Annotated in this window: 24 protein-coding genes; 14 read left to right on the top strand and 10 right to left on the bottom strand. The window is 63.7% G+C overall.

Annotated features, from left to right (window positions below):
• Positions 1-7 precede the first annotated feature (7 nt).
• The 4 genes from EV688_RS06130 to EV688_RS06115 form a co-directional block, all read right to left on the bottom strand.
• Complete coding sequence (locus EV688_RS06130) at positions 8-766, bottom strand: class I SAM-dependent methyltransferase (RefSeq protein ID WP_117314898.1); 759 nt, start codon at positions 764-766, stop codon at positions 8-10.
• A complete protein-coding gene (gene yghU / locus EV688_RS06125) occupies positions 763-1,617 on the bottom strand; it encodes a glutathione-dependent disulfide-bond oxidoreductase (RefSeq protein ID WP_117314896.1) in 855 nt (284 codons plus the stop codon). The genes EV688_RS06130 and yghU overlap by 4 nt, the downstream gene beginning before the upstream one ends.
• Positions 1,614-2,555, bottom strand: a complete 942-nt coding sequence (locus EV688_RS06120) for an MBL fold metallo-hydrolase (RefSeq protein ID WP_162883788.1) — start codon at positions 2,553-2,555, stop codon at positions 1,614-1,616. The genes yghU and EV688_RS06120 overlap by 4 nt, the downstream gene beginning before the upstream one ends.
• A gap of 300 nt (positions 2,556-2,855) precedes the next feature.
• Complete coding sequence (locus tag EV688_RS06115; protein ID WP_117314892.1) at positions 2,856-3,452, bottom strand: uracil-DNA glycosylase family protein; 597 nt, start codon at positions 3,450-3,452, stop codon at positions 2,856-2,858.
• Positions 3,453-3,556: 104 nt separating this feature from the next.
• On the opposite strand from EV688_RS06115, the gene EV688_RS06110 reads away from it, so the two are divergent.
• Positions 3,557-5,683, top strand: coding sequence for a hybrid sensor histidine kinase/response regulator (locus EV688_RS06110; RefSeq protein ID WP_117314890.1), 2,127 nt, complete (start codon positions 3,557-3,559; stop codon positions 5,681-5,683).
• Positions 5,684-5,783: 100 nt separating this feature from the next.
• Here EV688_RS06110 and katG read toward each other — a convergent pair whose 3' ends face one another.
• Complete coding sequence (gene katG, locus EV688_RS06105; RefSeq protein WP_117314889.1) at positions 5,784-8,003, bottom strand: catalase/peroxidase HPI; 2,220 nt, start codon at positions 8,001-8,003, stop codon at positions 5,784-5,786.
• A gap of 296 nt (positions 8,004-8,299) precedes the next feature.
• Here katG and frdA point away from each other — a divergent pair, with 296 nt between their 5' ends.
• From frdA to EV688_RS06065, 8 genes are all read left to right on the top strand, one after another.
• Positions 8,300-10,084, top strand: a complete 1,785-nt coding sequence (gene frdA, locus EV688_RS06100) for a fumarate reductase (quinol) flavoprotein subunit (RefSeq protein ID WP_205686483.1) — start codon at positions 8,300-8,302, stop codon at positions 10,082-10,084.
• The gene (locus tag EV688_RS06095) at positions 10,081-10,836 is read left to right on the top strand and encodes a succinate dehydrogenase/fumarate reductase iron-sulfur subunit (RefSeq protein ID WP_117314887.1); all 756 of its coding nucleotides are present in this window, start codon (positions 10,081-10,083) and stop codon (positions 10,834-10,836) included. The genes frdA and EV688_RS06095 overlap by 4 nt, the downstream gene beginning before the upstream one ends.
• Positions 10,829-11,242, top strand: coding sequence for a fumarate reductase subunit C (locus tag EV688_RS06090; RefSeq protein ID WP_117314885.1), 414 nt, complete (start codon positions 10,829-10,831; stop codon positions 11,240-11,242). Before EV688_RS06095 ends, EV688_RS06090 begins: the two co-directional genes overlap by 8 nt.
• Positions 11,239-11,604 (top strand): fumarate reductase subunit FrdD, encoded by a 366-nt coding sequence (gene frdD, locus EV688_RS06085; RefSeq protein WP_117314883.1) that lies wholly within the window; start codon positions 11,239-11,241, stop codon positions 11,602-11,604. The genes EV688_RS06090 and frdD overlap by 4 nt, the downstream gene beginning before the upstream one ends.
• A gap of 75 nt (positions 11,605-11,679) precedes the next feature.
• Positions 11,680-12,375 (top strand): glutathione S-transferase family protein, encoded by a 696-nt coding sequence (locus EV688_RS06080; protein ID WP_117314881.1) that lies wholly within the window; start codon positions 11,680-11,682, stop codon positions 12,373-12,375.
• The gene (locus EV688_RS06075) at positions 12,372-13,151 is read left to right on the top strand and encodes an SDR family NAD(P)-dependent oxidoreductase (protein WP_117314879.1); all 780 of its coding nucleotides are present in this window, start codon (positions 12,372-12,374) and stop codon (positions 13,149-13,151) included. Before EV688_RS06080 ends, EV688_RS06075 begins: the two co-directional genes overlap by 4 nt.
• Entirely contained in the window at positions 13,152-14,252 is a 1,101-nt protein-coding gene (locus tag EV688_RS06070; protein WP_117314877.1) for a c-type cytochrome, read from the top strand. It begins immediately after the preceding gene.
• A gap of 76 nt (positions 14,253-14,328) precedes the next feature.
• Positions 14,329-14,874, top strand: coding sequence for a DsrE family protein (locus EV688_RS06065; protein WP_162883787.1), 546 nt, complete (start codon positions 14,329-14,331; stop codon positions 14,872-14,874).
• 10 nt (positions 14,875-14,884) lie between these two features.
• On the opposite strand, the gene EV688_RS06060 is transcribed toward EV688_RS06065, so the two are convergent.
• Complete coding sequence (locus tag EV688_RS06060; protein WP_117314873.1) at positions 14,885-15,973, bottom strand: GGDEF domain-containing protein; 1,089 nt, start codon at positions 15,971-15,973, stop codon at positions 14,885-14,887.
• 282 nt (positions 15,974-16,255) lie between these two features.
• Between EV688_RS06060 and EV688_RS06055 the strand changes: the two genes are divergently transcribed.
• Positions 16,256-17,335 (top strand): GGDEF domain-containing protein, encoded by a 1,080-nt coding sequence (locus tag EV688_RS06055; protein ID WP_131917568.1) that lies wholly within the window; start codon positions 16,256-16,258, stop codon positions 17,333-17,335.
• Positions 17,336-17,379: 44 nt separating this feature from the next.
• On the opposite strand, the gene EV688_RS06050 is transcribed toward EV688_RS06055, so the two are convergent.
• The 4 genes from EV688_RS06050 to flgA form a co-directional block, all read right to left on the bottom strand.
• On the bottom strand, positions 17,380-18,075 hold the full coding sequence (locus tag EV688_RS06050; RefSeq protein WP_117314870.1) for a flagellar brake protein: 696 nt from the start codon (positions 18,073-18,075) through the stop codon (positions 17,380-17,382).
• A 62-nt stretch (positions 18,076-18,137) separates the two neighbouring features.
• Entirely contained in the window at positions 18,138-18,626 is a 489-nt protein-coding gene (locus tag EV688_RS06045) for a flagella synthesis protein FlgN (protein ID WP_117314868.1), read from the bottom strand.
• A 17-nt stretch (positions 18,627-18,643) separates the two neighbouring features.
• Complete coding sequence (flgM, locus tag EV688_RS06040) at positions 18,644-18,931, bottom strand: flagellar biosynthesis anti-sigma factor FlgM (protein WP_162883786.1); 288 nt, start codon at positions 18,929-18,931, stop codon at positions 18,644-18,646.
• A gap of 107 nt (positions 18,932-19,038) precedes the next feature.
• Entirely contained in the window at positions 19,039-19,758 is a 720-nt protein-coding gene (flgA, locus tag EV688_RS06035) for a flagellar basal body P-ring formation chaperone FlgA (RefSeq protein ID WP_162883785.1), read from the bottom strand.
• 321 nt (positions 19,759-20,079) lie between these two features.
• On the opposite strand from flgA, the gene flgB reads away from it, so the two are divergent.
• Genes flgB through flgE form a run of 4 tightly spaced genes read left to right on the top strand, consistent with a single transcriptional unit; the run spans position 20,080 to position 22,804 of the window.
• Positions 20,080-20,490: a flagellar basal body rod protein FlgB gene (flgB, locus tag EV688_RS06030; protein WP_117314863.1), complete on the top strand. Its 411-nt coding sequence runs from the start codon at positions 20,080-20,082 to the stop codon at positions 20,488-20,490.
• Positions 20,490-20,903, top strand: a complete 414-nt coding sequence (gene flgC / locus EV688_RS06025) for a flagellar basal body rod protein FlgC (RefSeq protein WP_117314862.1) — start codon at positions 20,490-20,492, stop codon at positions 20,901-20,903. Before flgB ends, flgC begins: the two co-directional genes overlap by 1 nt.
• Before the next feature lie 2 nt (positions 20,904-20,905).
• Positions 20,906-21,571 carry a flagellar hook assembly protein FlgD gene (locus EV688_RS06020; RefSeq protein ID WP_117314861.1) on the top strand — a complete coding sequence of 222 codons (666 nt, stop codon included), beginning with the start codon at positions 20,906-20,908 and terminating at the stop codon, positions 21,569-21,571.
• 12 nt (positions 21,572-21,583) lie between these two features.
• Positions 21,584-22,804 carry a flagellar hook protein FlgE gene (gene flgE / locus EV688_RS06015; protein WP_117314860.1) on the top strand — a complete coding sequence of 407 codons (1,221 nt, stop codon included), beginning with the start codon at positions 21,584-21,586 and terminating at the stop codon, positions 22,802-22,804.
• The last annotated feature ends 25 nt before the right edge of the window (positions 22,805-22,829 follow it).

Here is a 22,829-nt window from a genome sequence, read left to right as displayed (position 1 = left end):
AGGGCCGTCACTCCGGCTTGCGGAAAAACAGCATGTGCTGCTGCGGCAGTGCACTGTCCAGGCGCTCCCACGCCAGACCCAGCGCCTCCATTTCCCGCCGTGCCTGCTCCTGGGTCATCTTGTGCAATGGCTTGATGGGCACCGTGGGATCCTCCCCGCGGTATTCAATCAGCACCAGGCGACCGCCGGGCTTCAGGGCCCTTACCAGCGACTGACCCATTTCCACGGGATGCGAGAACTCGTGGTAGGCATCGACGATAAAGGCGAGGTCGACGCTGTTTTCGGGCAGCTGGACATCGGTGATCGAGCCGAGGCGGGGCTCGACATTGCCATTCCCGTCGCCATTGTCAGTGCCAATAGCGGCCTGCTTCTGACGGATGATAGCCAGCATCTCGGGCTGGATGTCCACCGCGAACACCTTGCCTTTCGGCACGCGCCGCGCCACCGGAAAACTGAAATAGCCGGTGCCGGCGCCGATATCGGCGACAACGCTGTCCTCCTCAAGCGGCAGGCGATCGATCAGGAGGTCGGTGCGCTCCTCGCGCTCGCGCCCGTCGCGCTCCAGCCACATGGCCGCACGATGGCCCATGACGTGAGCGATCTCGCGACCCAGGTAGAACTTGCCGATGCCGTCGCGACTGGCATCGCCGATCTCGTAATGGCCGTCGCGGCTGCGCGCTGAATCTCCCTGCGCGCAGGCGAGGACCGAGAAAGTCGCCAGCAGCAGGGCGATGAGGGTGGTGACCGGCGTCCTGGCTTCGCTCATGCTGATCCCGGGTCCAGGTCGCTGGCGTCGTGGCGCTCCGGCACCCGCTCTTCCTCGGGGCCCCAGACGCGATTGACCCGTCGGCCGCGCTCGACGGCGGGACGTGCCGCAATCTCGTTGGCCCAGCGGGTCACGTGTTTGTAGGAAGCGACGTCGAGGAAGGTCTGGGCATCGTAGATCTCGCCGATCACGAGCACGCCGTACCAGGGCCAGGTGGCGATGTCGGCCACGGTGTACTCATCGCCGCATAGGTAGCGACGCTCGGACAGATTGCGGTCGAGCACGTCGAGCTGGCGCTTGACCTCCATCGCGTAGCGATTGATGGGGTACTCGTACTTTTCCGGCGCGTAGGCGTAGAAGTGCCCGAAGCCACCGCCGAGGAAGGGGGCGCTGCCCATCTGCCAGAACAGCCAGGACAGGCATTCCGCCCGCGCCGAGGGTTCGGTGGGGAGAAAGTGGCCGAACTTCTCCGCCAGGTACACCAGCATGGCGCCGGACTCGAAAAGCCGGGTGGGTGGCGAGGTGCTGTTGTCCAGCAGCGCCGGAATCTTTGAGTTCGGGTTGATGGCGACAAAGCCGCTGCCGAACTGATCGCCCTCACCGATGTTGATCAGGTGGGCATCGTACTCCGCACCGCGGATGCCAAGGGCCAGCAGCTCTTCCAGCATCACGGTCACCTTCACCCCGTTGGGCGTCGCCAGGGAATACAGCTGAAGGGGATGTTTGCCGACAGGCAGTTCCTTTTCGTGTGTCGGGCCGGCAATCGGCCGGTTGATGCTGGCAAACTTGCCGCCGCTCTCGCTGTCCCAGGTCCAGACCTCGGGGGGCGTGTAGCCGGTCTCGTTGCTCATGCTCGGGTTTCTCCATGCTTGCTGCTGTCGGATTGTGCCTGCCGGAAGGCGATGCCCTGCGCGTTCAGCTGGGCATCCATTGTCAGGCGCTGTGCCGCTGCTCGCGCCTGCTCCGGGGACGTCAGCTGCTCCAGGTGATGCCGAGCGCGCTCAAGTACCGCATCCTGCAGCGCCTGCAGGTACCCGCCCCCGTCGCGTCCGGTGTCATCCCCCGAAGCCGCAGCGAGTGTGCTACCAATCGCATCATAGTGCGCCAACTGGTCACACAGCCTGTCGACCTGCTCGGGCCGGAAGGGCAGGGCACTGAAATGCGTGAGATACATCATAGTGGGATTGCGCGCCGCGAGGGTCCGGACTGACGCGATGTACGCATCCGGATCGAACTGCGTCGGCGTGGTGGCGGGCAGCACGAAATCGCCCTGCGCAAAGCGCAGTCCCGGGTAGCTGATGCCGAACATGTCGCCGCTGAACCAGCCCCGGGTCTGTTCGTCCCACAGGCAGAAATGGTGCTCTGCGTGGCCGCGGGTGTGCACGGCCTGCAGCGTGCGCTGTCCTATCCTGAAGGTGGCGCCATCCTCGAGCACGCGGGTGCGCGCCGCAGGCGCCGGGACAATCTCGCCATAGAGTGCCGCGAAGGTCTCCTTTCCATACACCTGAATGGAGCTTGCCACCAGTTTTCCGGGGTCGATCAGGTGGCGTGCGCCGCGCGGGTGAACCAGAAGCTCTGCCTCGGGAAACTCCTGCAGACAACGCCCGGCGCCGCCGGCATGGTCCAGATGCACATGCGTGGGCACGATGTAGCGTATCTGTGAGTCCTCAATGCGGAAGTGGTCCAGCGCGCGCCGCAGGTTGTCGAGACTGTGGTTGGTGCCGGTTTCAATCAGGGCATACTCGCCGCTGTCGCCAACCAGATAGAAACAGGCAATTTCCGGCTGCACATAATCGGCATCAATGCAGACGATATTTCCGGGGAGCGTATGGAAAGGCTGGCTACCTGCTTTGCCACCGGATGCCGGGCTAGTGACTGTGTTGTCGGTGATGGCCTGTCTCCTGGGTGTTCTGTGGAGGTTGTGCGAGAGCGCTTTGGAAGTAACGCAAGCCTGCTCCCGGATTCGCTGCAGGCAGCATACGTAGCAGCGGGTTGTCGCGCAAACGGCGCGATGCAGGGTCTGACGACGTGGGGGCCGGGGCCGAGCCCGTCCTCAAAGCGAGGCCAGTGGTCAAAGCGAGGCCAGTCTTCAAAGCAGAGTGGCTATGTCGCGGCGAAGCTCGGGCAGCAGCTCTGCCTCGAACCAGGGATGTCGCTTGAGCCAGCCGCTGTTGCGCCACGAGGGGTGCGGCAGGGGAATGACGTCCGGCGCGCTTTGCCGCCAGTTGGCAACGGTCTCGGCAACCCTGGCCGAGGCGGGCAGGCGCAGGTAGCGTCGCTGCGCGTAGCCGCCGATCAGCAGCGTCATCCGCACGGCGGGCAGTTGCGCCATGACCGATGCATGCCAGGTCTCGGCGCAGATGCGCGGCGGTGGCAGGTCGGCGCCTGCCGCGCTGTACCCCGGAAAGCAGAACGCCATGGGCACAATCGCGATGCGCGAGCGATCGTAGAACGTATCCGGGTCCACGCCCATCCAGTCGCGCAGGCGGTCACCGGAGCGGTCCAGGAATGGCGTGCCGGACTGGTGCACACGCAGGCCCGGTGCCTGGCCAATCACCAGAACCCGGGCGCCGTTCTCGAACCAGGTTATAGGGCGCGGCTCGTGGGCTGTCCGGGTTGCGGCGAAGCGTTCCCGGCACAGTCGGCAGTCGCGGATCTGCGCACGCAGCCTCTCCTCGCAGGACATCAGCCAGCCTGACCCTGCATCTGCCTCGTCGCACGGCCGGGCGCTCGGACACAAGGCGTGGCATGATGGGGTGCCGCGGCCAAGTGCAGAGGGAGTGAGCGGCCATGACCGACAGTGAACGCAATGAGGGCGTCAGTGTTCCGCACGATGATCGCGCACGGCGGGTGCTGACCGTTGCACTGCTGCTGGCCTTCGCGGGATCTGTGCTCGGCCTGATATTCGGCGTATGGCTCGGACCCGCGCAAGGTGCAGAGAGCGTTCTGCTGATCGCCTGCGCGCTGGTAACGGGCAGTCTGCTCGTCCTTTTGCGGCTGCCGCGTTCTCGCCTGTCCGTCAGCAGCATTGCGGCTGCTGCAAGCCTGTATCTCACCGCGCACCTCAGCGTGGGCGCGGCGCTGACCCTCTGGCACGAGCCCTACGTTCCCCATGCGCTGCCGTATCTGCTGTGGTTTTTTGCGCTGCTGGCGTTCAACAAGTTTACCAATACCGGTCGCTCCCGGGCGTTTCTCGACACCCTGATTATTGTCATGCCGCTGCTCCTGGTGGTGGGGACCTTCCTGCTGCAGTCCGCCCACCTCGACCGCGAGGGCAGCGTCACGCTGGTGCTCTACATTTTTTCCTATCTGAGCTTCAGCGTGTTCTTCAATCTGTTTACCGTCTTTCGCGAAGACTACATCACCAGCACGGAGCGGTCACTGGCGCTGGGCCGGCAGAACACCCTGTTGAGAGAGAGCGGCGAACGCCTGCGGCGGCTGTTTGACGATGCCGTACTGGGGATTGCCGAACTGGATGCACAGGGCCGGATCATTAGCGCAAATGCCACCCTGGAGCAGCTTCTGCGAGTGTCCGCGGGGGATCAACTGGCCGATGGGCTCGCGCGGGATGATGTCGCGCTCTGGCATGCGGCCCTGCGCGCGGTGGTTGATGGCGGGCCGGCGCAGCAGCATCTGGAGATTACCCCCGTCGGCGAACGACGTCTCGCCGTCAACTGCATCCTGTCGTATCTGCCGGCGCGCGGCCAGCTGCCTGCAGGCCTGGTCGCCGTTTTCCAGGATATCACCGAGCGCCGGGAGCTCGATTCGCAGCTGCGCCAGTCGCAGAAACTGCAGGCGATCGGACAGCTGACGGGGGGTATTGCCCATGACTTCAACAATCTGCTCACAGTGATCATGGGCAATTCCGAGCTGCTCGCGGAATCCCTGGGCGAGCAGGAAAATCTGCAGGCCCTGGCGCAGATGTCCACCTCCGCCGCCCAGCGTGGCGCTGAGCTCACGCGGCGTCTGCTGGCGTTTGCCCGGCGCCAGCCCCTGGCGCCGCAGGTCGTGGACTTGAGTCAGCTGGTCATGGCGGCCAGGCCGCTGCTGCAGCGCACGCTGGGTGAATCGGTTCGTATCGACGTGATCGCTGACCCGGCACTGTCCCGGGTGGAGGTCGATCCCGGGCAGTTCGAGGTGGCCCTGCTGAACCTGGCGATCAATGCGCGGGACGCCATGCCCACGGGCGGCGAGCTGGTGATTGAGAGCCATGATGCGGCGCTGGATGAGGATTATTGTCGCCGCGAGACAGAGGTGGCGCCGGGTGACTACGTGCGTGTCTCCGTCTCCGACAACGGCACCGGCATTGCCCCCGGCGTGATTGAGCACGTTTTTGAGCCGTTCTTTACCACCAAGGATGCCGCGCGGGGCAACGGTCTGGGCCTGAGCATGGTGTATGGCTTCGTGAAACAGTCCGGCGGGCATGTGAAGATCTACTCCGAGCCCCGTGAGGGCACCACCGTGCACCTGTATTTCCCCCGTGTGACGAATGGCCGGACGCCCGCGCCCGATAAGGCTGTCAGCAAGCCATTTGTGGGGGGTTCGGAGCACATTGTTGTGGTGGAGGATGACGACCTCGTGCGCAGCCATGCAGAGTCGACGATTCGCGGACTCGGGTACGGCGTGACGGTGGCCCAGAACGGTCCTGAGGCTCTGGCCCTGTTGAAGGATGCCGCGGCACCGGACCTGCTGTTCACCGATGTGGTGATGCCCGGCGGCATGAACGGTCGCGAGCTGGCTGAGGCGGCGCAGGCCCTGCACCCGGGGCTGCCGGTGCTGTATACCTCGGGTTATGCGGAGGACGCCATTGTGCATCATGGCCGGCTGGCGGCTGGAGTGCAGCTGCTGAGCAAGCCCTACCGTCGTGAGCAGCTGGCACTGGCCATCAGGCAGGCGCTGCAGAAAGCGGGGGATTGATCAGCGAGAAAATGCAGGCAAAAAAAGGGGCCCCGCAGGGCCCCTCTGGTTTATCGACAGCGCCCGCGGGCGGTGTCGATGCTTGCGGTCAGGCGCAGGCTTACTTCAGGTCGAAGCGATCGGCCTGCATGACCTTGGTCCAGGCTGCCACGAAGTCCGTAACGAACTTCTCCCTGGAGCCGTCGAAGGCATACACCTCGGCGACCGCCCGCAGCTCGCCGTTGGAGCCGAACACCAGGTCCGCTTCCGTGGCTGTCCACTTCAGCTCGCCGCTGTTGCGGCCACGCCCCTCGAACACGTAGGGCTGGCCTTCCACCGGCGTCCACTTCGTGGACATGTCGAGCAGATTGACAAAGAAGTCATTGCTCAGCGTGCCCGGGTTCTCTGTGAACACGCCGTGACCGGCACGGGCCGCATTGGCATCCAGAGTGCGCATGCCGCCTACCAGCACCGTCATTTCCGGCACGGTGAGATCCAGCAGGTCGGCGCGCTCTACCAGCAGTGCTGCCGGTGATTGCTCCAGGCCCTCGCCATAGTAGTTGCGGAAGCCGTCAAATGTGGGCTCCAGCACTGCAAAGGACTCGGCGTCGGTCTGCTTCTGGGTCGCGTCCGTGCGGCCAGGCGCGAAGGGCACTTCAATGTCGTGTCCCGCCTTGCTGGCCGACTGCTCGATCGCGGCGGCACCGCCGAGAACGATCAGGTCTGCCATCGACACCTGCTTGCTGCCCGCCTTGCGGTTGAAGGCTTTCTGCACCTTCTCCAGCTCCTTCAGCACCTTGCGCAGTTCACGCGGGTCATTTACCGCCCAGTCTTTCTGCGGAGCCAGGCGAATGCGCGCACCGTTGGCGCCACCGCGCATGTCGGTACCGCGATAGGTCGCTGCCGACGCCCAGGCAGTCCTTACCAGCTCTGACGTGCTGAGGCCGGTGTCCAGAATGGCCGCCTTGAGACTGGCGACATCGCTGTCGTCGATCATGTCGTAGTCCGCCTCGGGGACGGGGTCGGTCCAGATCAGCTCCTCATCCGGCGCCGTGGAGTTGACATAGCGCGACGTCGGGCCCATGTCGCGGTGGATCAGCTTGAACCACGCACGCGCAAAGGCGTCCTCGAACGCGTCCTGGTCCTTCTGGAAGCGCATGCCAATCTTGCGGTAGGCGGGGTCTTCCTTCAGGGCGATGTCGGTGGTGAGCATCATCGGCGCATTCATCTTGCCTTCCACGTGCGCATCCGGCACGGAGCCATCGAGGGCGCCGTCCTTGGCGGTCCACTGCTTGGCGCCGCCGGGGCTTTCCGTCAGTTCCCACTCATTGTTGTACAGATTGTTCAGGTACAGCATGGTCCACTGGGTGGGTGCCTGGGTCCAGGCGCCTTCCAGGCCGCTGGTCACCGTATCTTCCGCGTTGCCCTTGCCGCACTTGTTCTTCCAGCCAAGGCCCTGCTGCTCCACGCCAGCGGCGGCCGGCTCGGGGCCCAGGCAGTCGGCGGCCTTGTGTGCACCGTGCACCTTGCCGAAGGTGTGGCCACCGGCGATCAGCGCAAAGGTCTCCTCGTCGTTCATGGCCATGCGGCCGAAGGTGGTGCGGATGTCATGCGCGGCCTTCTTCGGGTCCGGGTTGCCGTTGGGGCCTTCCGGGTTCACGTAGATCAGGCCCATCATGGAAGCACCCAGGGGGTTTTCCAGCCTGCGCTCGCCATCGTAGCGTTTGTCGTTGGCCAGCATGGCCTCTTCCGGGCCCCAGTACACCAGATCGGGCTGCCAGTCGTCCTCGCGTCCACCGGCGAAGCCGTAGGTCTTGAAGCCCATGGACTGCATGGCGACGTCGCCCGCCAATACAATCAGGTCGGCCCAGGACAGGTCGGGGCCATACTGCTGCTTGATCGGCCACAGCAGACGGCGTGCCTTGTCGAGGTTGGCGTTGTCGGGCCAGCTGTTGAGTGGCTCGAAGCGCTGCTGGCCGCCACCGGCGCCGCCGCGGCCGTCGCCGATGCGGTAGGTGCCGGCGCTGTGCCACGCCATGCGAATGAAGAACGGGCCGTAATTGCCCCAGTCAGCGGGCCACCAGTCCTGGGAGGTGGTCATGACTTCCTCGATCTCTGCCTTCAGTTTGTCCAGATCGACGGTCTTGAAGCGCTCGGCGTAGTTGTAATCCGGACCGAGGGGATTGTGATTCTCGGCATTCTGACGCAGTGGCGCCAGATTCAGCATCTTTGGCCACCAGTCCTGGTTCGTCTTCGCTTCGCCCATGGCCAGAGCAGTGCCCGGCGTCAGGTGCGACAGTGCCGCCATGACGGCGATTGCGGGAAGTGTCTTCTTGAACATAGTTATATCCTCTCAATTACTGATCAATTCAGCCTGTCAGTCTCGACACGCTTATCAGTGTGGCCCTGGCCCGGGGGCAGGTACCGATGTTACCCATGACGCGATCGCATCATTGGTCTTACCTGTCTAAGGATAATCCGATTGAAAAAGAGGATCTAGACGAAAAAATCGATTGCGGCTAGGGTGAAATCCGATAAGGGCGATGCCTGTGAGCAGGCAGTCGAGCCATCAAAATGTTATAAAGGCACCTTGTGCAGTGTGCAGCCGCTGCCGCAGACGCGACACAGGAAAAGCCGATGGATATTCAGCACAGCGACGTCGATATTGTGATTGTAGGGGGTGGCGGCGCAGGCCTGCGCGCCGCCATCGCCGCCGCGGAGCAGGCGCCGGGCCTGCGCATTGCGCTGCTGTCCAAGGTCTATCCCATGCGCAGCCACACGGTGGCCGCCGAGGGCGGCTGCGCCGGCGTGGTGCAGGACCACGACAGTCACTTCGACCACTTTGTTGACACGGTTTCCGGCGGCGACTGGCTGTGCGATCAGGATGTCGTGGATTACTTTGTCGAGCATGCCACCGAGGAGAACCTGCGCCTCGAACACTGGGGCTGCCCCTGGAGCCGCAAGCCCGATGGACGCATCAACGTGCGCGCCTTCGGTGGGATGAAGATCGAGCGCACCTGGTTTGCCGCCGACCGCACGGGTTTCCACATTCTGCATACCCTGTTCCAGACCTCCCTCAAGTACCCCTCCATCCAGCGTCACGATGAGTTTTTCTGCACCGACCTGCTGGTGGACGAGGGGCGCTGCGTTGGCGTGCAGGCCATCGACATGCGCGAGGGGCATCATGTGTGCCTCCGTGCGGGCGCGGTCATCCTCGCGACCGGCGGTGCGGGCCGCGTCTATCGCTATAACACCAACGGCGGTATTGTTACCGGAGACGGCATGGCCATGGCCTGGCGCCAGGGGGTGCCGCTGCGCGACATGGAGTTCGTGCAGTATCACCCCACGGGGTTGCCGGGGTCGGGCATCCTGATTACCGAGGCCTGCCGTGGCGAGGGCGGGTTACTCCTGAATGCCGACGGCCATCGTTATCTGCAGGATTACGGCCTTGGTCCGGAGACGCCCCCGGGGTCGCCGCGCACCAAATACATGGAGCTGGGGCCGCGCGATCGCCTCAGCCAGGCCTTCTGGCACGAGGCACGGGCAGGCCGAGTCCTTAAGACCCGCCGCGGTGAGGCAGTGCAGCTCGACCTGCGTCATCTTGGTGAGGCGCGCATCAACGAGCGCCTGCCCTTCATCCGCGAGCTGGCCAGTGCTTACGTGGGAGTCGATCCGGTGACAGCACCTATCCCTGTGCGGCCCACGGCACACTACACCATGGGCGGCATCCAGACCGATATCCACACCGCGACACCGCTGCCGGGCCTGTTTGCCGCAGGCGAATGTGCCAGTATCGGCCTGCACGGCGCCAACCGCCTGGGGTCCAATTCCCTGGCGGAGCTGAGCGTGTTTGGGCGGGTTGCGGGGGAGCAGGCGGCGTCCCATGCGCTGGCCGCCGGTGTGCCGGACGCCGCTGTGCTGCGCGAGCAGGCCGAGCACAACGCAGCGGGCTGGGAGGCGCTGCGCGAGGCCGATGGCGATGAGTCACTCGCGGCCATTCGCGATGCACTTGGCGAAAGCATGGAGCGCGGTGCCGGCATTTTCCGCAGTGGCGAGGAACTGGCGGCAACCTGCGCTGAACTGGCCAGGCTGAAGCAGCGTTACCAGTCGCTCGGCCTGACGGATCGCAGTCGCGTCTTCAATACGCAATGGCTGAATGCGATCGAGCTTGGCTGTCAGCTGGATGTGGCCAACGCCATGGCGCAGGCGGCGCTGGGGCGGGAGGAATCCCGGGGCAGCCATCAGCGGCTGGATGCCACGGCCCGCGACGACCAGCGCTTTCTGTGCCACAGCCTGGCGCGGCGAGCGGATAACGGCGACGCCACCGTCGACTGGCAGCCGGTGGTGATTACCCGCCTGCCGCCGGGCGAACGACATTACGGTGAGGCGGGGGAAAAGCCCGCCCTTGAGAAACGCGCATGAGTGGAAGCCTGAAGGTTCGCGTGCAGCGCTACCGTCCCGAAGAGGACGACGCCCCCTGGTGGCAGTCTTTCGAGGTGCCCTGGAGTGAAGATACCTCCGTGCTGGATGCCCTCAACCACATCAAGGACGTGGAAGACGGCAGCCTCAGCTACCGCTGGTCCTGCCGCATGGCAATCTGCGGCAGCTGCGGGGTCATGGTGAATGACGAGCCGCGGCTGGGTTGCAAGACTTTCCTGCGTCACTACGCCGACGCCGACGAGATTGTACTGCGACCGCTGGAAAACCTGGCGGTGGAGCGCGATCTGGTGAGTGATATCGACCCCATGCTTGCGCATATCGAGACCGTGCAGCCCTGGCTGCAGCGCGAGCAGGCCGAAGCACCTGAGGCGGGGGAGACCCTGCAGACTCCGGTGCAGATGGCGCGCTATGAGTCCTTCAGCCACTGCATCAACTGCGGCCTGTGCTACGCCGCCTGCCCGCAGTTCGGGCGCAACCCGGATTTTCTGGGGCCGGCAGCGCTGACCCTGGCCCAGCGTTACAATCTGGATTCCCGCGACGAGGGGCGCGAGGCGCGCATGCCCTTTCTCAACGGCGAGGACGGCGTGTGGGCCTGCACCTTTGTCGGCTACTGTTCCGACGTCTGCCCGAAGGATGTCGACCCCGCCGCCGCCATCAATCAGGGCAAGGTGGCATCCAACGTGAATTACGCGGTCAATCTGTTCCGGCTTCTGCGGGGTGGCGACGATGCGTAAGCCGCTGCCGCCGCGACAGGACGCCCTCTGGTGGTGGCGTCATCCCGCCTATCGGCGCTATATGCTGCGTGAAGCCACTGCACTCCCGCTGTTCCTGTATGCGCTGTGCCTGCTGTACGGCGTCCGCGAACTGGGCCGCGGCGAGACTGCCTTCCAGGCCTGGCTGGCCTTCATGGAGTCGCCGCCGCTCATCGCACTGCAGGCGGTGGCCCTGCTGGCGGTGCTTTGGCACGCCTGGACCTGGTTTCAGCTGGTGCCGAAAATTCTGGTCATACCCACGCGTCACGGCACCCTGCCAGGGCACTGGCTGCGCCTGGCGCATGTTGTCCCGGCGGCGCTGTGCTGGCTGCTGCTGCCGCTGCTGGCGTGGTGGGCGCTGGGGCAGTTCGCCGGAGGTGGGGCATGACCCGTTCACTGCCCCGGCGTTCCCAGGAGCCTGTGGCCTGGTCGCTGTTCGGTGCTGGCGGCATGCTGCTCGCCTTTCTCGGCCCGGCCCTCGTGCTGATCACACTGCTGGTGCTGCCGGCGCTGCTCGCCGATGATGTGGCGGCGGGACACGCGGCGGTACTCGCGGCGCTGCGGCATCCGTTGGGGGCGCTGCTGGCCTTTGCCGGGCTGTCGCTGACGTTTTTTCACACCCTGCACCGCCTCTGTCATGGGCTGCACGATCTGCACGTGCCCCTGTCCGCCCGGCTCGTGGGCTGGGTGGGCTACGGCACGGCGACGCTGCTGTCGCTGCTCGCGGGTGTATGGCTTCTGGGCCTGTAGACCAGGCCGCTGGACAGCTTGATTCAATCACCGCTCGTCGGGAACGGGCGATGCAAACATACCAAGGAGCAGGGAATGCTGAAATTTTTCTATAGCGCCGCGCCCAACCCCATGAAGGTGGCGTTGTTTCTGGAGGAGTCGGGCCTGGCCTACGAGGCCATCCCCATCGATGGCAAGCGGGGCGATCAGCACACGCCGACCTTCAAGGTGATCAACCCCAATTCCAAGGTGCCGGCCATCATCGATGATGGGCACCCGGTGTTCGACAGCAACGCCATTCTGCTTTATCTCGCCGAGAAGACGGGCCAGTTCCTCCCGGAGGATACGCCGGGTGCGCGCGGGCAGCTCTTGTCCTGGCTGATGTTCGTTGCCTCGGGGCTCGGGCCCTTCTCCGGACAGGCGGTGCACTTTCGCAAGTTCGCCCCGGACAGCGTTCCCTACGCCATCAAGCGCTACGACTTCGAGGCGCGGCGCCACTGGCAGATTGTCGATGACCGCCTCGCGCGCAGCCGCTATATGCTCGGCGATAGCTATACCATCGTGGATATGGCGGTGTGGGGCTGGGGCGATCGCCTGACCTACATGCTGGCGGACGACGACATCATGGCAACCTATCCCAATCTGGACCGCTTCATGCAGGAAATCGATGCGCGTCCGGCGGCACAGCGCGCCAAAGACCTGCCGAACCGGCACGACTTCAAGACCGAGATGGACGAGGAGGCCATGCGCTTCATGTACCCGCAGCTGTTTGCGGCAGATCCCGCGCTGTGAGCGACCTGCGCGGCAGGACGGTGCTGGTGACCGGCGCCGGGTCCGGCATTGGCCGCGCCATCGCCGACCGCTTTGCCGCTGACGGCGCCACCGTTGTCTGCGCCGACATCAACCTGGAGTCCGCCAGCGCCACCGCCGCGGCGCTCAGGGAGGGCGGCCTTGAGGCCTTTGCGGTCGAGGTCGATATTGCCGATGAGAATTCCGTGGCGCGCCTGGTCAGCACCGTCGTTGATACCACCGGGCGCATCGATATCGTGGCCGCCAACGCCGGGATCATGGTCGAGGGCGACATTCTCTCGTTGTCGCTGGATGACTGGAATCGCGCCATGACCGTGAATGCGACGGGGGCCTTTCTCACGGCGCGGGCAACGCTGCCCTACCTGATGGAGAGCGGTCAGGGCACTCTCGTGTTCTCGGCGTCGACGGTGGCGCTGGCGGGCATGCGCGGCGTTGCCGCCTATTCCGCCGCCAAGGGCGCTATCGCCGCGCTCACCCGGCAGATTGCGGCGGATTACTCCGACCGCGGTGTGCGTGCCAACGCGGTAGCGCCGGGCGCAGTGCGAACCCCCCTGTCGGAATCGCAGTTTCGTGCCCGCGCGCGGGACGATGCGCACTTCGATGAGCTGCTGGAGGGCGTGATTGCCCGCTACCCTATCCGGCGCTGGGGGGAGTCCCCGGAGATTGCCGAGGTGGTGCACTTTCTGGGGACATCGCGCTCGGCCTGGATGACCGGGCAGGTTCTCCCCGTCGATGGCGGTTTGCTGGAGCTGCGATGAATGACCGACGCCGTCCCTGTGCCGAAAGTGTCAGCGTCTGCCGTGGGCAGGCGTCCCCTGTTTCGCCTGCGACGCGTCTGCGCTACCGGATGGCGGCACGGCCTGCGGGCCGGGCGCCGGCGCTGGCCGGGGTTCGCCTCGGTGCCGTTGTTGCTGGCTGCGGCTGCTCTTGCCGGTGAGGCGTCGCTGCCGCCGGGCGCCCCCGCGCCGGAGCCGGGGCAGTATCAGCACACACCGCCGACGCTTACGTCACTGCAGGAAAGCACCACCATTCATCCCGGTCTGAAAGCGGTGATTCTGCGGGGACGCGACATCTTCATGAACACACAGCAGTTTCGCGGGACCTACGTGTTCAATGACATGACCTGTAAAAGCTGTCATCCCGGCGAGGGACGGCTGCCGTGGTCTGGCCCCGTGTGGCCCGCCGCCACCACCTTTCCCGACTTTCGCGCCAAGAACCAGCAGGTGAACTCGCTGGAAGAGCGCATTGCCGGCTGTTTTGCCTATTCCATGAATGGCCAGCCGCCGGATTACGGCAGCGACGACATGGTCGCGCTGGTGGCCTACCATCGCTGGCTGGCAACCGGCGCTCCGGTGTACGAGGGGAATATCTATGGCCGTGGCTATCGCCATCTGGGTACGCGCATCCCGGCCGGTACCAGCCGCGAGCGGGGCGAGGCGATTTACCGCACACAGTGCGCCGCCTGCCATGGCGCCGACGGCGGAGGCCTGCGGCACAATGGCGCGCCGCTGATGCCCGCTCTCTGGGGCGATAATGCCTATAACTGGGGCTCGGGCATGAGCCGTATCTTCACGGCCGCAGCCTTCATTCATCTGAACATGCCGTTTGGGCAGGGTGGCAGTCTGTCGCCGCAGGAGGCCTGGGACGTGGCGCTGTTCGTCAATTCCCAGGAGCGCCCGCAGGACCCCCGCTACACCGGGAGCGCCGAAGAGACGCGCCAGCGCTACGAGAATTTCCATCGCCACTCCCTGTACGGCACCAATGTCGACGGGCGGGTGCTGGGCCAGCACGACAATACCGGCGCAAAACCCTTCCTCAAGCCCCCGGTGCTACGCGCCCGCAAATTCGCCGTGCCCTGAGCGGACTGGCTGTTCTCCCGCGCCCGGGTCTGCGATGATCAGGCATTCAGTCAACCCACTAAGTGGAAGGTGTCCCGTGCGCTCAATCATTGCTCTTTGCTTTTTCTGTTTTTCGGCGTTCCTTGCCGCCGCCGACTATCCTCCCGGCGCTGAAACCGGTCCTGTCGTGGAGGGGTATGGACCGGTATTCCCGGTGGAAAAGGGTGCCTTTGCCCTGGCCAACGATCGCAACTACAAGGTGAGGAAGGACCTCTCTTCCACGTCTGGCTCGGTGGATGAGATCAACCGGGGCATCGACTCCGTCGCGCGCTTTCTCAATATGCAGGCCCGGGCAGGCACGCCGCCCGATAGCCTGGAAATGGCGCTGATCGTTCACGGTGCGGCCATCAAGGACCTGCTGACGGATGCCGCCTACCGTAAGCGCTTCGGGGTGGACAACCCGAATACGGGGCTTCTCGCGGGCCTCGCCGACGCCGGTGTGACCCTCTATCTCTGTGGTCAGACCGCGGCCGCTCGTGGCTTTGGCAGGGACGAGCTGAGCCCCACCGTCAGCATGGCGCTCTCGGCCATGTCCGCCCACGTGCAGCTGCAAGGCGAGGGCTACGCGCTGATTCCGTTCTAGCTCGTGTGGGTCAGGCAGAGCGGACGCAGTTCTTGCCTGCCCGTTTGGCCTCATATAGCGCGGTGTCAACTCTTTTCAGCAGGCTTGCACGGCTGTCTCCGGCTTTGCAGGCCGTGACGCCGATGCTGACGCTGAGGACGAGGCTCGTTTCCGGGCGCTCCGGCGTTTCCTCTACGGTGAATATCCGCGACTTGAGAATTTTACAAATTTCATTCCCCTTTCGGGTCGCAATGCGTGCTGAAGCGCCGGGAAAAATGATGGCGAACTCGTCGCCACCGAAGCGCGCAAACACATCCTCACTGCGTATCACGCTGCGACAGATCTCAACCACTGCCAGCAGTACCCGGTCACCCAGCAGGTGGCCAAAGTTATCGTTGATTGCCTTGAAGTTGTCCAGGTCCAGCATTAACAGCGCAAATTGGCTTCTGCGCGAACCATTGGTATCCAGCTGGCCATCGAGGAAGGCATCGAAGGCCCGCCGGTTGTAGATGTCCGTCAGGCCGTCGCGACGGGATTCTTCCTGCGCAAGCTCGAGCTCGGTGCGCAGTGAAGCGACCTGGCTTGTGAGCTTCTGAATGCTGCTGGACTCGGCGGCCTGCTTTTTCTCCTGAAGTTCTCGCAGCTGCGTGAGTTCCGCGATCAGGCCAGATCGCAGTTTGCGGATGTCCTCGAGACGACTCAGCGCTGTCATGTTCTCGATCTGTTCGCTCAGGCTGGAATCATAGGCGTCGTTGCGTGAGTTCATCGCGATAACGGCACTGGTCAAAACCTGGACAACCTCCCGCAGTTCCGTATCGCGCTCCTCAAGGTGGCGCCGCTGCCGTGCAATGAAGGCAGGAATGAAAGCCGTGTGCGTTTCGACCGATTGCGGCCGGGTGCTGTCATTCAGTTCCTGCAGGCGGGCGCGCAATATTTCCAGCGCCGCGTAAAAGCTGGCGCTGTCGATATCTTCTTCGTCGAGCGCGAAATCCTTCAGCCAGCCGAGAAAGTCCTCGCTGAGCTGGCGGTATTTGGACTGCCGCGCCTGCGCCACCTTCAGGTGTGCGTCGGTGCTGAGGTTGCTGGTGTCAGATGACTTTCTGCGCTTGCTGAATAGCACGGTGGATCCTTTTCCTGGTCTCGATAAGTGTTTACCGATAAACCGTTATTGGCTTAACCCGCGCTGGGCGCCTGATGCACTAACGCGTTCTGCTGCGTCGCCTGCGGGGGCTGCTCACGAGAGTGTGATTCTGCGCGGATTCGAATTATCCAACACTTCGAAAAAAATGTCCTGTCCATATGCCGCTTGCGCGCCAGCATCATTTATCGGCGTCAAATTGAAAGCCCCCGGCCGAACTGTTACCTTTCGAATCCTCATGCTAAGAAACGTGAATTGCTGCCCATGCAGGTGACCGACAGTACGCCCCACGCAAGCTTGCCGGAAGCCGAGGGCAGCATCCTGAATTATACCGTAAAGCTATCCTCCACCAGCGATATCAAGCAGCTGGACCGCATCTTCCTGGAGGGCGCCTGCCAGTTGCTGCCCTTTGATTATGTCCTGCTCCACCTGTCCTCGGCCAACGGCAGGGAAATGCGCTTAAAGCGCTGCTGGGACAGGGGGTCGCGCAGTTACCAGAGCAACTGGCAGCAGGATGCGCTGACAGATGAGCAGCGTCGGCTGGTTGAAAAGGCGCGACTTTCTCCCGAGGGCGCTCAGGCGACGGCTGGCGGGAATCGCCAGATCGCGGCATTCAGCCGGCAGAATGACCGTGGCAACAGCGTGAGTCTGGTCGTCCAGTATGCGAGCTCAGTGAGTGCCGAGCGCCTGGTGGCGTTCCGGGCCTTCAAGCGCATTTACTTCAATTTTCGTAGCTTTATTGATGAATCGCAGCGCGACCCCCTCACCGGCCTGCTGAACCGGCGGTATTTTGACGATTGCATTCATCGCGCGCTGGAGGTCATCGGCAGTGAAAAATCCCCGGTAGTGCTGGACGCGCCACGTCGAAGCACCGATACCCGGCAGTTGCGGCACTGGCTGGCCATCCTCGATATCGACCACTTCAAGCGCTTCAACGATGCCTACGGCCACCTGTATGGCGACGAAATCCTGCTGTTGTTCTCGCGCATCATGGAGCAGACCTTTCGCGAGTCGGATCTGCTGTTCCGTTTTGGTGGCGAGGAGTTTGTCGTCATCATGGAAAACGCCAATCCTGCCGAGGCCATGGCCGCGCTCGAGCGCTTCCGGATGGCGATCCACGCCCATCGTTTTCCCCAGGGCGAGAGAGTGACAGTGAGCTGCGGGGCGATTGAGGTTGCGGGTTCGCTGTCGGCGGCCTCATTGCTGGGCAAGGCCGACGAGGCGCTGTATTACGCCAAGGCACACGGCCGCAATCGCACGTTTATGTACGAGGATCTCGTGGCCAGCGGTGAGCTGAGTGAGGCGATCATCAATCATACGGCGGGGCAAGTGGAGTTATTCTGAGGGGATGAATCGCCCGCGCGATACGGCGGGCGCCGAGATGGCGCTCAGCTGCGCGCCATCTCGGCGCGGATGGCGTGCCTCTCGAGTGCGCGTATCAGCTTTCCCAGCTGTGACTGCTGCTGCGGTGTGAGCCCGGTGAACGCCGCACCAATGCGCATGAAGCGACCATGATCGGGTATGCGTAGATCGCTCAGGTAAATGGTGGTTCCCAGCGAGACTCCATCAATCTCCAGCGAACTGTCCAGCTCTTCGCCGGCGCGCAGTGGCGCCGTGCGATCAATCAACGCGCCAAAGCCGGCCAGCGACAGGTCGATGAGTCGACCGCGGATACGATTGCCAGCGTCATCAAAGAGCTCCAGCCGGCTGCTTCTGTCCTCGCCCACCCGAACCCGGAAGGCCTTGCGACGCTGTCGGGAGATCACGCTGCCGGGCCAGCTGGTGCGCAGCGCCGGATAGCCCTTGAAGGTTTCGGTACCTATCACTGCTGTGTCGAAGCGCAGCTCGGCGCCGTTGCATGAGGTCATGACCGTCATGGTGGTGCCGGTAGCGTAGAGTCCACTTTCGAGGTCGCGCGGTGCGTCGAAAACGAGTTGCGCACTCTGCGGGTCACCCGCCAGCAGCAGGGAAGGCTCGGGGGCACTGGCATTCGCCGCGAGGAGGCGCACCGGGAACTGATGGCGTTGTACGTTGCCGATCAGTGTGGCTATCTGCTCCTGATCGGAAATGCCGGTATCGTCCAAAATGTGTCGTCTCCTTTGGCGCCCTGTTCATGCAAACGCCCGACCTGCCCGGCCGGGCTGGTTCAGCCCTCGGCGAGAAGACGTGAAGAGCCACCACTGTGGGCCATGCCATCCGGCCCGTAAACCAGCGTTTCCGCGTGGGCAGCATGCAGTATATCGATGGCGCGCCTGACGTAGTTCAGCCGATGCTGCACCAGCAAGCCGTTGCGGCGGTTACTGCGATCACAGTCGATCATCAGCCGGGAAACGTCCTCGCGCACGGCGCGTACTGCACCCGATGCGTCGCACCATGCGAGCGCCTGCTCAAAGGGGGTGTCGCTGTTGCTGAAGGGGGTGCCTGCCAGCAGCTGGTCTTCGCGGCTCTTGAGCTGCTCCATGCCGGCAAGTGCAGCGGTCTTGTCGGCAGATGCGGTATCCATGGCGACGAGGTCGCCATCGTCCAATGCCGCGCGCTCACGCTCGAGAATCTGTAGCAATTGGGTTGCACATTCACGCTGCGCCTGAAGCATGTCTGCGAGCGCCGTGGCGAAGCGGGCTGGACTTTGCAGCACGTCGGGATCTCCGCGGATCAACGGTCGAACTGCAGCAGCCGCTCGGCGATCTGGCGGCTGTCGATGGAATATTGCCCGTCGGCGAGCGCCTGGCGGATAGCGCTGACCTGGTCGGCACTGACCGTTTCTTCGGTGCTGGTCGTCTTGACCAGGTTCTGGAGCTGGCGCGCAGTATCGGTAAGATTGACAGAATCACCACCGGCGGGCGTCGACGACGTCCTCGGGCTGCCGGTCTCCGGCGTGCCGCTGCCACGCGAGAGGGGCGGGCCAATTGGCTTGCCCAGGCCATTGATGCTGTCTGACATCACGCTTGCTCCAATTCGAATCGTTGCAATATAAAGTAGCGGCAGGTGTCGGGCAAACTTTAGTGGGCCGGCACTCAACATTTACTCAATGTGTACTCAATAGATGCTCAATACACCTCAACCGTACCTGAAGAGCGCGCAATCCCCTGCACGGTCTTGCCTGACGACAGGTTCCGGACGTGCAGCCGGTCGCCGATCCTGGCGTCGGCCAGTGCCTCTCCAGGCGCCTGAACCGCGATACCGCTGCCGCTGGATACCAGGGACACCCGCTGCCCGCGCTGTATGACGGGTGGCTCCTGCACGAGGGTGTGGGTGAGGATGGTGCCGCCGGCGGCGGAGCGCTTGAGCGTGTGCCCGGTAACGCTTGCCATGTCGGCATAATAGCCCCGGACCAGTCTGTCCGTGTCCACGGTGACGAATTCCAGGTCATCCGGTCCCAGTATTTTACCGCGATCGAGGGAGTGCCTGAGTGCCAGGACCGGGCGCAGGGTTTCCACCTTTACCGGCACATACAGCCTCCAGCTACCCGGGCACTGCACCCCGACGCTGGTGTTGCCCTTGAGGCGATCGCCGGCGACCGCAAAGGCAACCAGCGCTTGCTGGCAGCGCGCCAGCCGCAGGCGCGGATCCAGCTGACCGGCGGATGCCGTGGTGCCATTGGCATTGCCGCCCAGTCGTGCCAGCACGAAGGCCTCCGCGGTCGCCCTGATATCATCTAGTGCCTGACGGCTGTTGTCCGCCGCGCCTGTGGCGGCGATCAGCAGCAGGAGCCCTGCGAGGATTGACCGGCAAAAAGGCGGTAGCGGGGCTCTTTTGGTCGCAGTCATGTTAGTGAAGGACATTTTCATCGTGGTTTGTCTCACAAGGGTGCCAGTTTTCATGCAAGCCCTGTGCCCATTATGAATCCGCGTCGGCCCGGTCTGCGTCTGCTGAACACCGGGGTGTTGTTGCCTCGGCATGGGACCATCCGCCGGTCAAGGGCGGCTGCTGCGCGACTCCACCTTGCCGCAGCGGCAAGCATTTGCCGCCACAGGCCGGCATAACGCCGCAAAACAGCTGTAATCGGGCCACCCTCACCGCTGGCACATATCTTGCTGTTATCTCCCCGGGTAAAGAGAAAACACCAACAGTAGGAATGGTACGGCGTCATGAGTTTCAGTCTCGACAGCTATTTTGGCATTCATCAGCAGTCGCTGAGCCTGCGCTCGCAGCGCAACACAGTGATCGCCAATAATCTGGCGAATGCCGATACACCGGGCTTCAAGGCCCGGGACTACGATTTCAAGGCGGTGCTCGCGCAGGCGGGCGGCCAGGCCGCCGGTGGCGAGCAGATGCGGGTCACCCACAGCCGGCACCTGGGCGGTAGCGATGGCCCGGGAGCCCCGGGGCCGCTCCTCTACCGGGTGCCGATGCAGCCGGCGCAGGACGGTAATACGGTGGAGCAGGACACGGAGCAGGCGGCGTTCGCGGAGAATTCCGTGCGCTACCAGGCCAGCCTGCAGTTTCTCAACAGCCGCATCCAGTCAATAGTGAATGTCCTCAAGGGAGGGAATAACTGATGGATCTTTTCCGGGTATTCGACATCGCGGGCTCCGGCATGGGCGCTCAGTCGGTGCGCCTTAATACGACGGCGTCGAACCTTGCAAACATCAATTCGGTCAGCGGCGATCCGGAGCAGGCCTACCGCGCGCGTCACCCCATGTTCGAAACGATCATGCAGGGTTTTGGCGATGAAGCCTCGGCGGGGGTGCGGGTACTGGGCGTGGTGGAGGATGCCACGGTGCCGCAGCCGGTGTACGAGCCGGGACACCCGGAAGCCAACGAGGCGGGCTACATTTACCGCGGCAACGTGGACCTGGCAACGGAGATGACCAACATGATCTCCGCGTCGCGCGCCTACCAGAACAATGTGGAAATCCTCAACACGTCCAAGGACCTGATGTTGCGGACACTGAGCCTTGGGAGACAGTAGCGATGACTGACATGACAGCCATACAGAACCTGTTCGCGCGCCAGCCGCAGGCATCCGAGCGCAAGCAGGACGAGCTCGGCCAGGAGGATTTTCTGCGCCTCATGACCACGCAGCTGCAGAATCAGGACCCCTTCAAGCCCATGGAGAACGGGGATTTTCTAGGTCAGATGGCGCAGTTCTCCACGGTGTCCGGTATCGACCGGCTGCAGTCCACCTTTACCGACACAGCGGATGCGCTGACCGGAAGCCAGGCCCTGCAGGCGGCGTCGCTGGTGGATCGTCAGGTGCTGGTGCCCTCCAGCCAGGGCGCGTTTGATGGCGAGAACCCCTTGAGCGGCATGGTCGAGGTGCCCGCGGAAGCGAGCGCGGGGGTCCTGGCGATACAGAATGCCCAGGGCCAGCTGGTAGCCCAGCTGCCGCTGGTCCCGGGCCCGGGTGGCCGCGCTGCCTTCAGCTGGGACGGGACAGACAGTGACGGAAAACTGGCGCCGCCCGGCAACTATCAGCTGGAAGCCCGCTACCGGGTGGGCCGTGAAACACAGGCGGCGGAGCCCCTGGTCTGGGGCCGCGTCGACAGCGTGTCATTGAAGGGCCCCGGTGGGGGTATCTCGGTAAATGTGGCCGGTATGGGCGCGATGTCGCTCAGCCGGGCCCTTGAAATTTCCTGAAGGAGAAAAACAATGCCATTTCAGATTGCGCTGTCGGGGCTGAATGCCGCCAATACTGACCTCAAGGTCACCTCAAACAATATCGCCAACGTCAACACGACGGGATTCAAGCAGTCACGGGCCAACTTTGCCGAGCTGTTTGCCGCGGGTCTGCAGTCGGTAACGTCCTCGGCCACGGGGCTGGGAACGCGGCTGAGTTCCATCCAGCAGCAGTTCTCCCAGGGCACCATCGATTTCACGGGCAATAACCTGGATATGGCCATTGTCGGTGACGGGTTTTTTACCCTGAGCGACAGCGGCGCTCAGAGCTATACCCGAGCCGGTGCCTTCAATGTGGATCGGAACGGGTTCGTGGTCAATGCAGACGGCCTGCGTCTGCAGGCGTTCCCGCCCGCTGGCGACAGCTTCAATACGGCGGAGCTCACTGACCTGCAGCTGGTGACCGCCAATAACCCGCCGCGGGCGAGCGAAGTGGTCACCGCCGGCCTGAATCTGCCAGCCGACGCCGAGCCACCCGGGGACCCTCTCCCTCCACTGGTTCCAGCTGATCCCACGACGTTCAACCACACTACCTCGCTGTCAGTGATCGATTCGCTGGGGGGTAGCAATACGGCCAGTTACTACTTTGTGAAGGGGGCGGCAGATAACGCCTGGCAAGTATCACTCTACGTCAATGGTGATCCTGTTGGCGGCGCGGAAGATCTGGAATTCGATGCCCTCGGCAACCTGACGGTGCCTGCAGGCGGCGAAATCGTCTTCCCCCCGGTCGACCCCGGCAACGGCGCCGAGGATCTGGAACTCACCACCAACTTTTCAGATACCACCCAGTTCGGCGACCGCTTCTCCATCAACGAACTGAGCCAGGACGGGTTTGAAAGTGGCCGTCTGACGGGCATCGACATCAGTCAGGAAGGCATCGTGTTCGCCCGCTTCACCAACGGGCAGGCGAATCCGCTGGGCAAGCTGGCCATGGCCAACTTCGCCAACGTGCAGGGCCTGGCCAACAACGGCAACACCACCTTTACCGAAACCTTTGCCTCCGGGCAGGCCCTGCTGGGCGAGGCGGGAACCTCGAATTTCGGCCTGGTGGAATCCGGTGCGCTGGAGGCCTCCAACGTGGACCTGACCGCGGAACTGGTGCAGATGATCACCGCGCAGCGCAATTTCCAGGCGAACGCGCAGATGATTTCCACGGCGGATACCGTGACCCAGACCATTATCAACATCCGCTGAGGCTGATCGGCAAATGACACAAGGG

Source organism: Chromatocurvus halotolerans (assembly GCF_004340525.1).
GTDB classification, from domain to species: Bacteria; Pseudomonadota; Gammaproteobacteria; order Pseudomonadales; family Halieaceae; genus Chromatocurvus; species Chromatocurvus halotolerans.
This window is presented reverse-complemented; position numbering and strand designations above follow the sequence as displayed.

Coding starts and splice junctions, on each gene's coding strand:
- EV688_RS06080 (WP_117314881.1), top strand. CDS start 11,680: ATGCTGAAATTTTTCTATAGCGCCGCGCCCAACCCCATGAAGGTGGCG.
- yghU (WP_117314896.1), bottom strand. CDS start 1,617: ATGAGCAACGAGACCGGCTACACGCCCCCCGAGGTCTGGACCTGGGAC.
- katG (WP_117314889.1), bottom strand. CDS start 8,003: ATGTTCAAGAAGACACTTCCCGCAATCGCCGTCATGGCGGCACTGTCG.
- frdD (WP_117314883.1), top strand. CDS start 11,239: ATGACCCGTTCACTGCCCCGGCGTTCCCAGGAGCCTGTGGCCTGGTCG.
- EV688_RS06110 (WP_117314890.1), top strand. CDS start 3,557: ATGACCGACAGTGAACGCAATGAGGGCGTCAGTGTTCCGCACGATGAT.
- flgC (WP_117314862.1), top strand. CDS start 20,490: ATGGATCTTTTCCGGGTATTCGACATCGCGGGCTCCGGCATGGGCGCT.
- flgM (WP_162883786.1), bottom strand. CDS start 18,931: ATGTCAGACAGCATCAATGGCCTGGGCAAGCCAATTGGCCCGCCCCTC.
- EV688_RS06130 (WP_117314898.1), bottom strand. CDS start 766: ATGAGCGAAGCCAGGACGCCGGTCACCACCCTCATCGCCCTGCTGCTG.
- EV688_RS06115 (WP_117314892.1), bottom strand. CDS start 3,452: ATGTCCTGCGAGGAGAGGCTGCGTGCGCAGATCCGCGACTGCCGACTG.
- EV688_RS06055 (WP_131917568.1), top strand. CDS start 16,256: ATGCAGGTGACCGACAGTACGCCCCACGCAAGCTTGCCGGAAGCCGAG.
- flgB (WP_117314863.1), top strand. CDS start 20,080: ATGAGTTTCAGTCTCGACAGCTATTTTGGCATTCATCAGCAGTCGCTG.
- EV688_RS06095 (WP_117314887.1), top strand. CDS start 10,081: ATGAGTGGAAGCCTGAAGGTTCGCGTGCAGCGCTACCGTCCCGAAGAG.
- EV688_RS06070 (WP_117314877.1), top strand. CDS start 13,152: ATGACCGACGCCGTCCCTGTGCCGAAAGTGTCAGCGTCTGCCGTGGGC.
- flgA (WP_162883785.1), bottom strand. CDS start 19,758: ATGACTGCGACCAAAAGAGCCCCGCTACCGCCTTTTTGCCGGTCAATC.
- EV688_RS06090 (WP_117314885.1), top strand. CDS start 10,829: ATGCGTAAGCCGCTGCCGCCGCGACAGGACGCCCTCTGGTGGTGGCGT.
- frdA (WP_205686483.1), top strand. CDS start 8,300: ATGGATATTCAGCACAGCGACGTCGATATTGTGATTGTAGGGGGTGGC.
- EV688_RS06020 (WP_117314861.1), top strand. CDS start 20,906: ATGACTGACATGACAGCCATACAGAACCTGTTCGCGCGCCAGCCGCAG.
- flgE (WP_117314860.1), top strand. CDS start 21,584: ATGCCATTTCAGATTGCGCTGTCGGGGCTGAATGCCGCCAATACTGAC.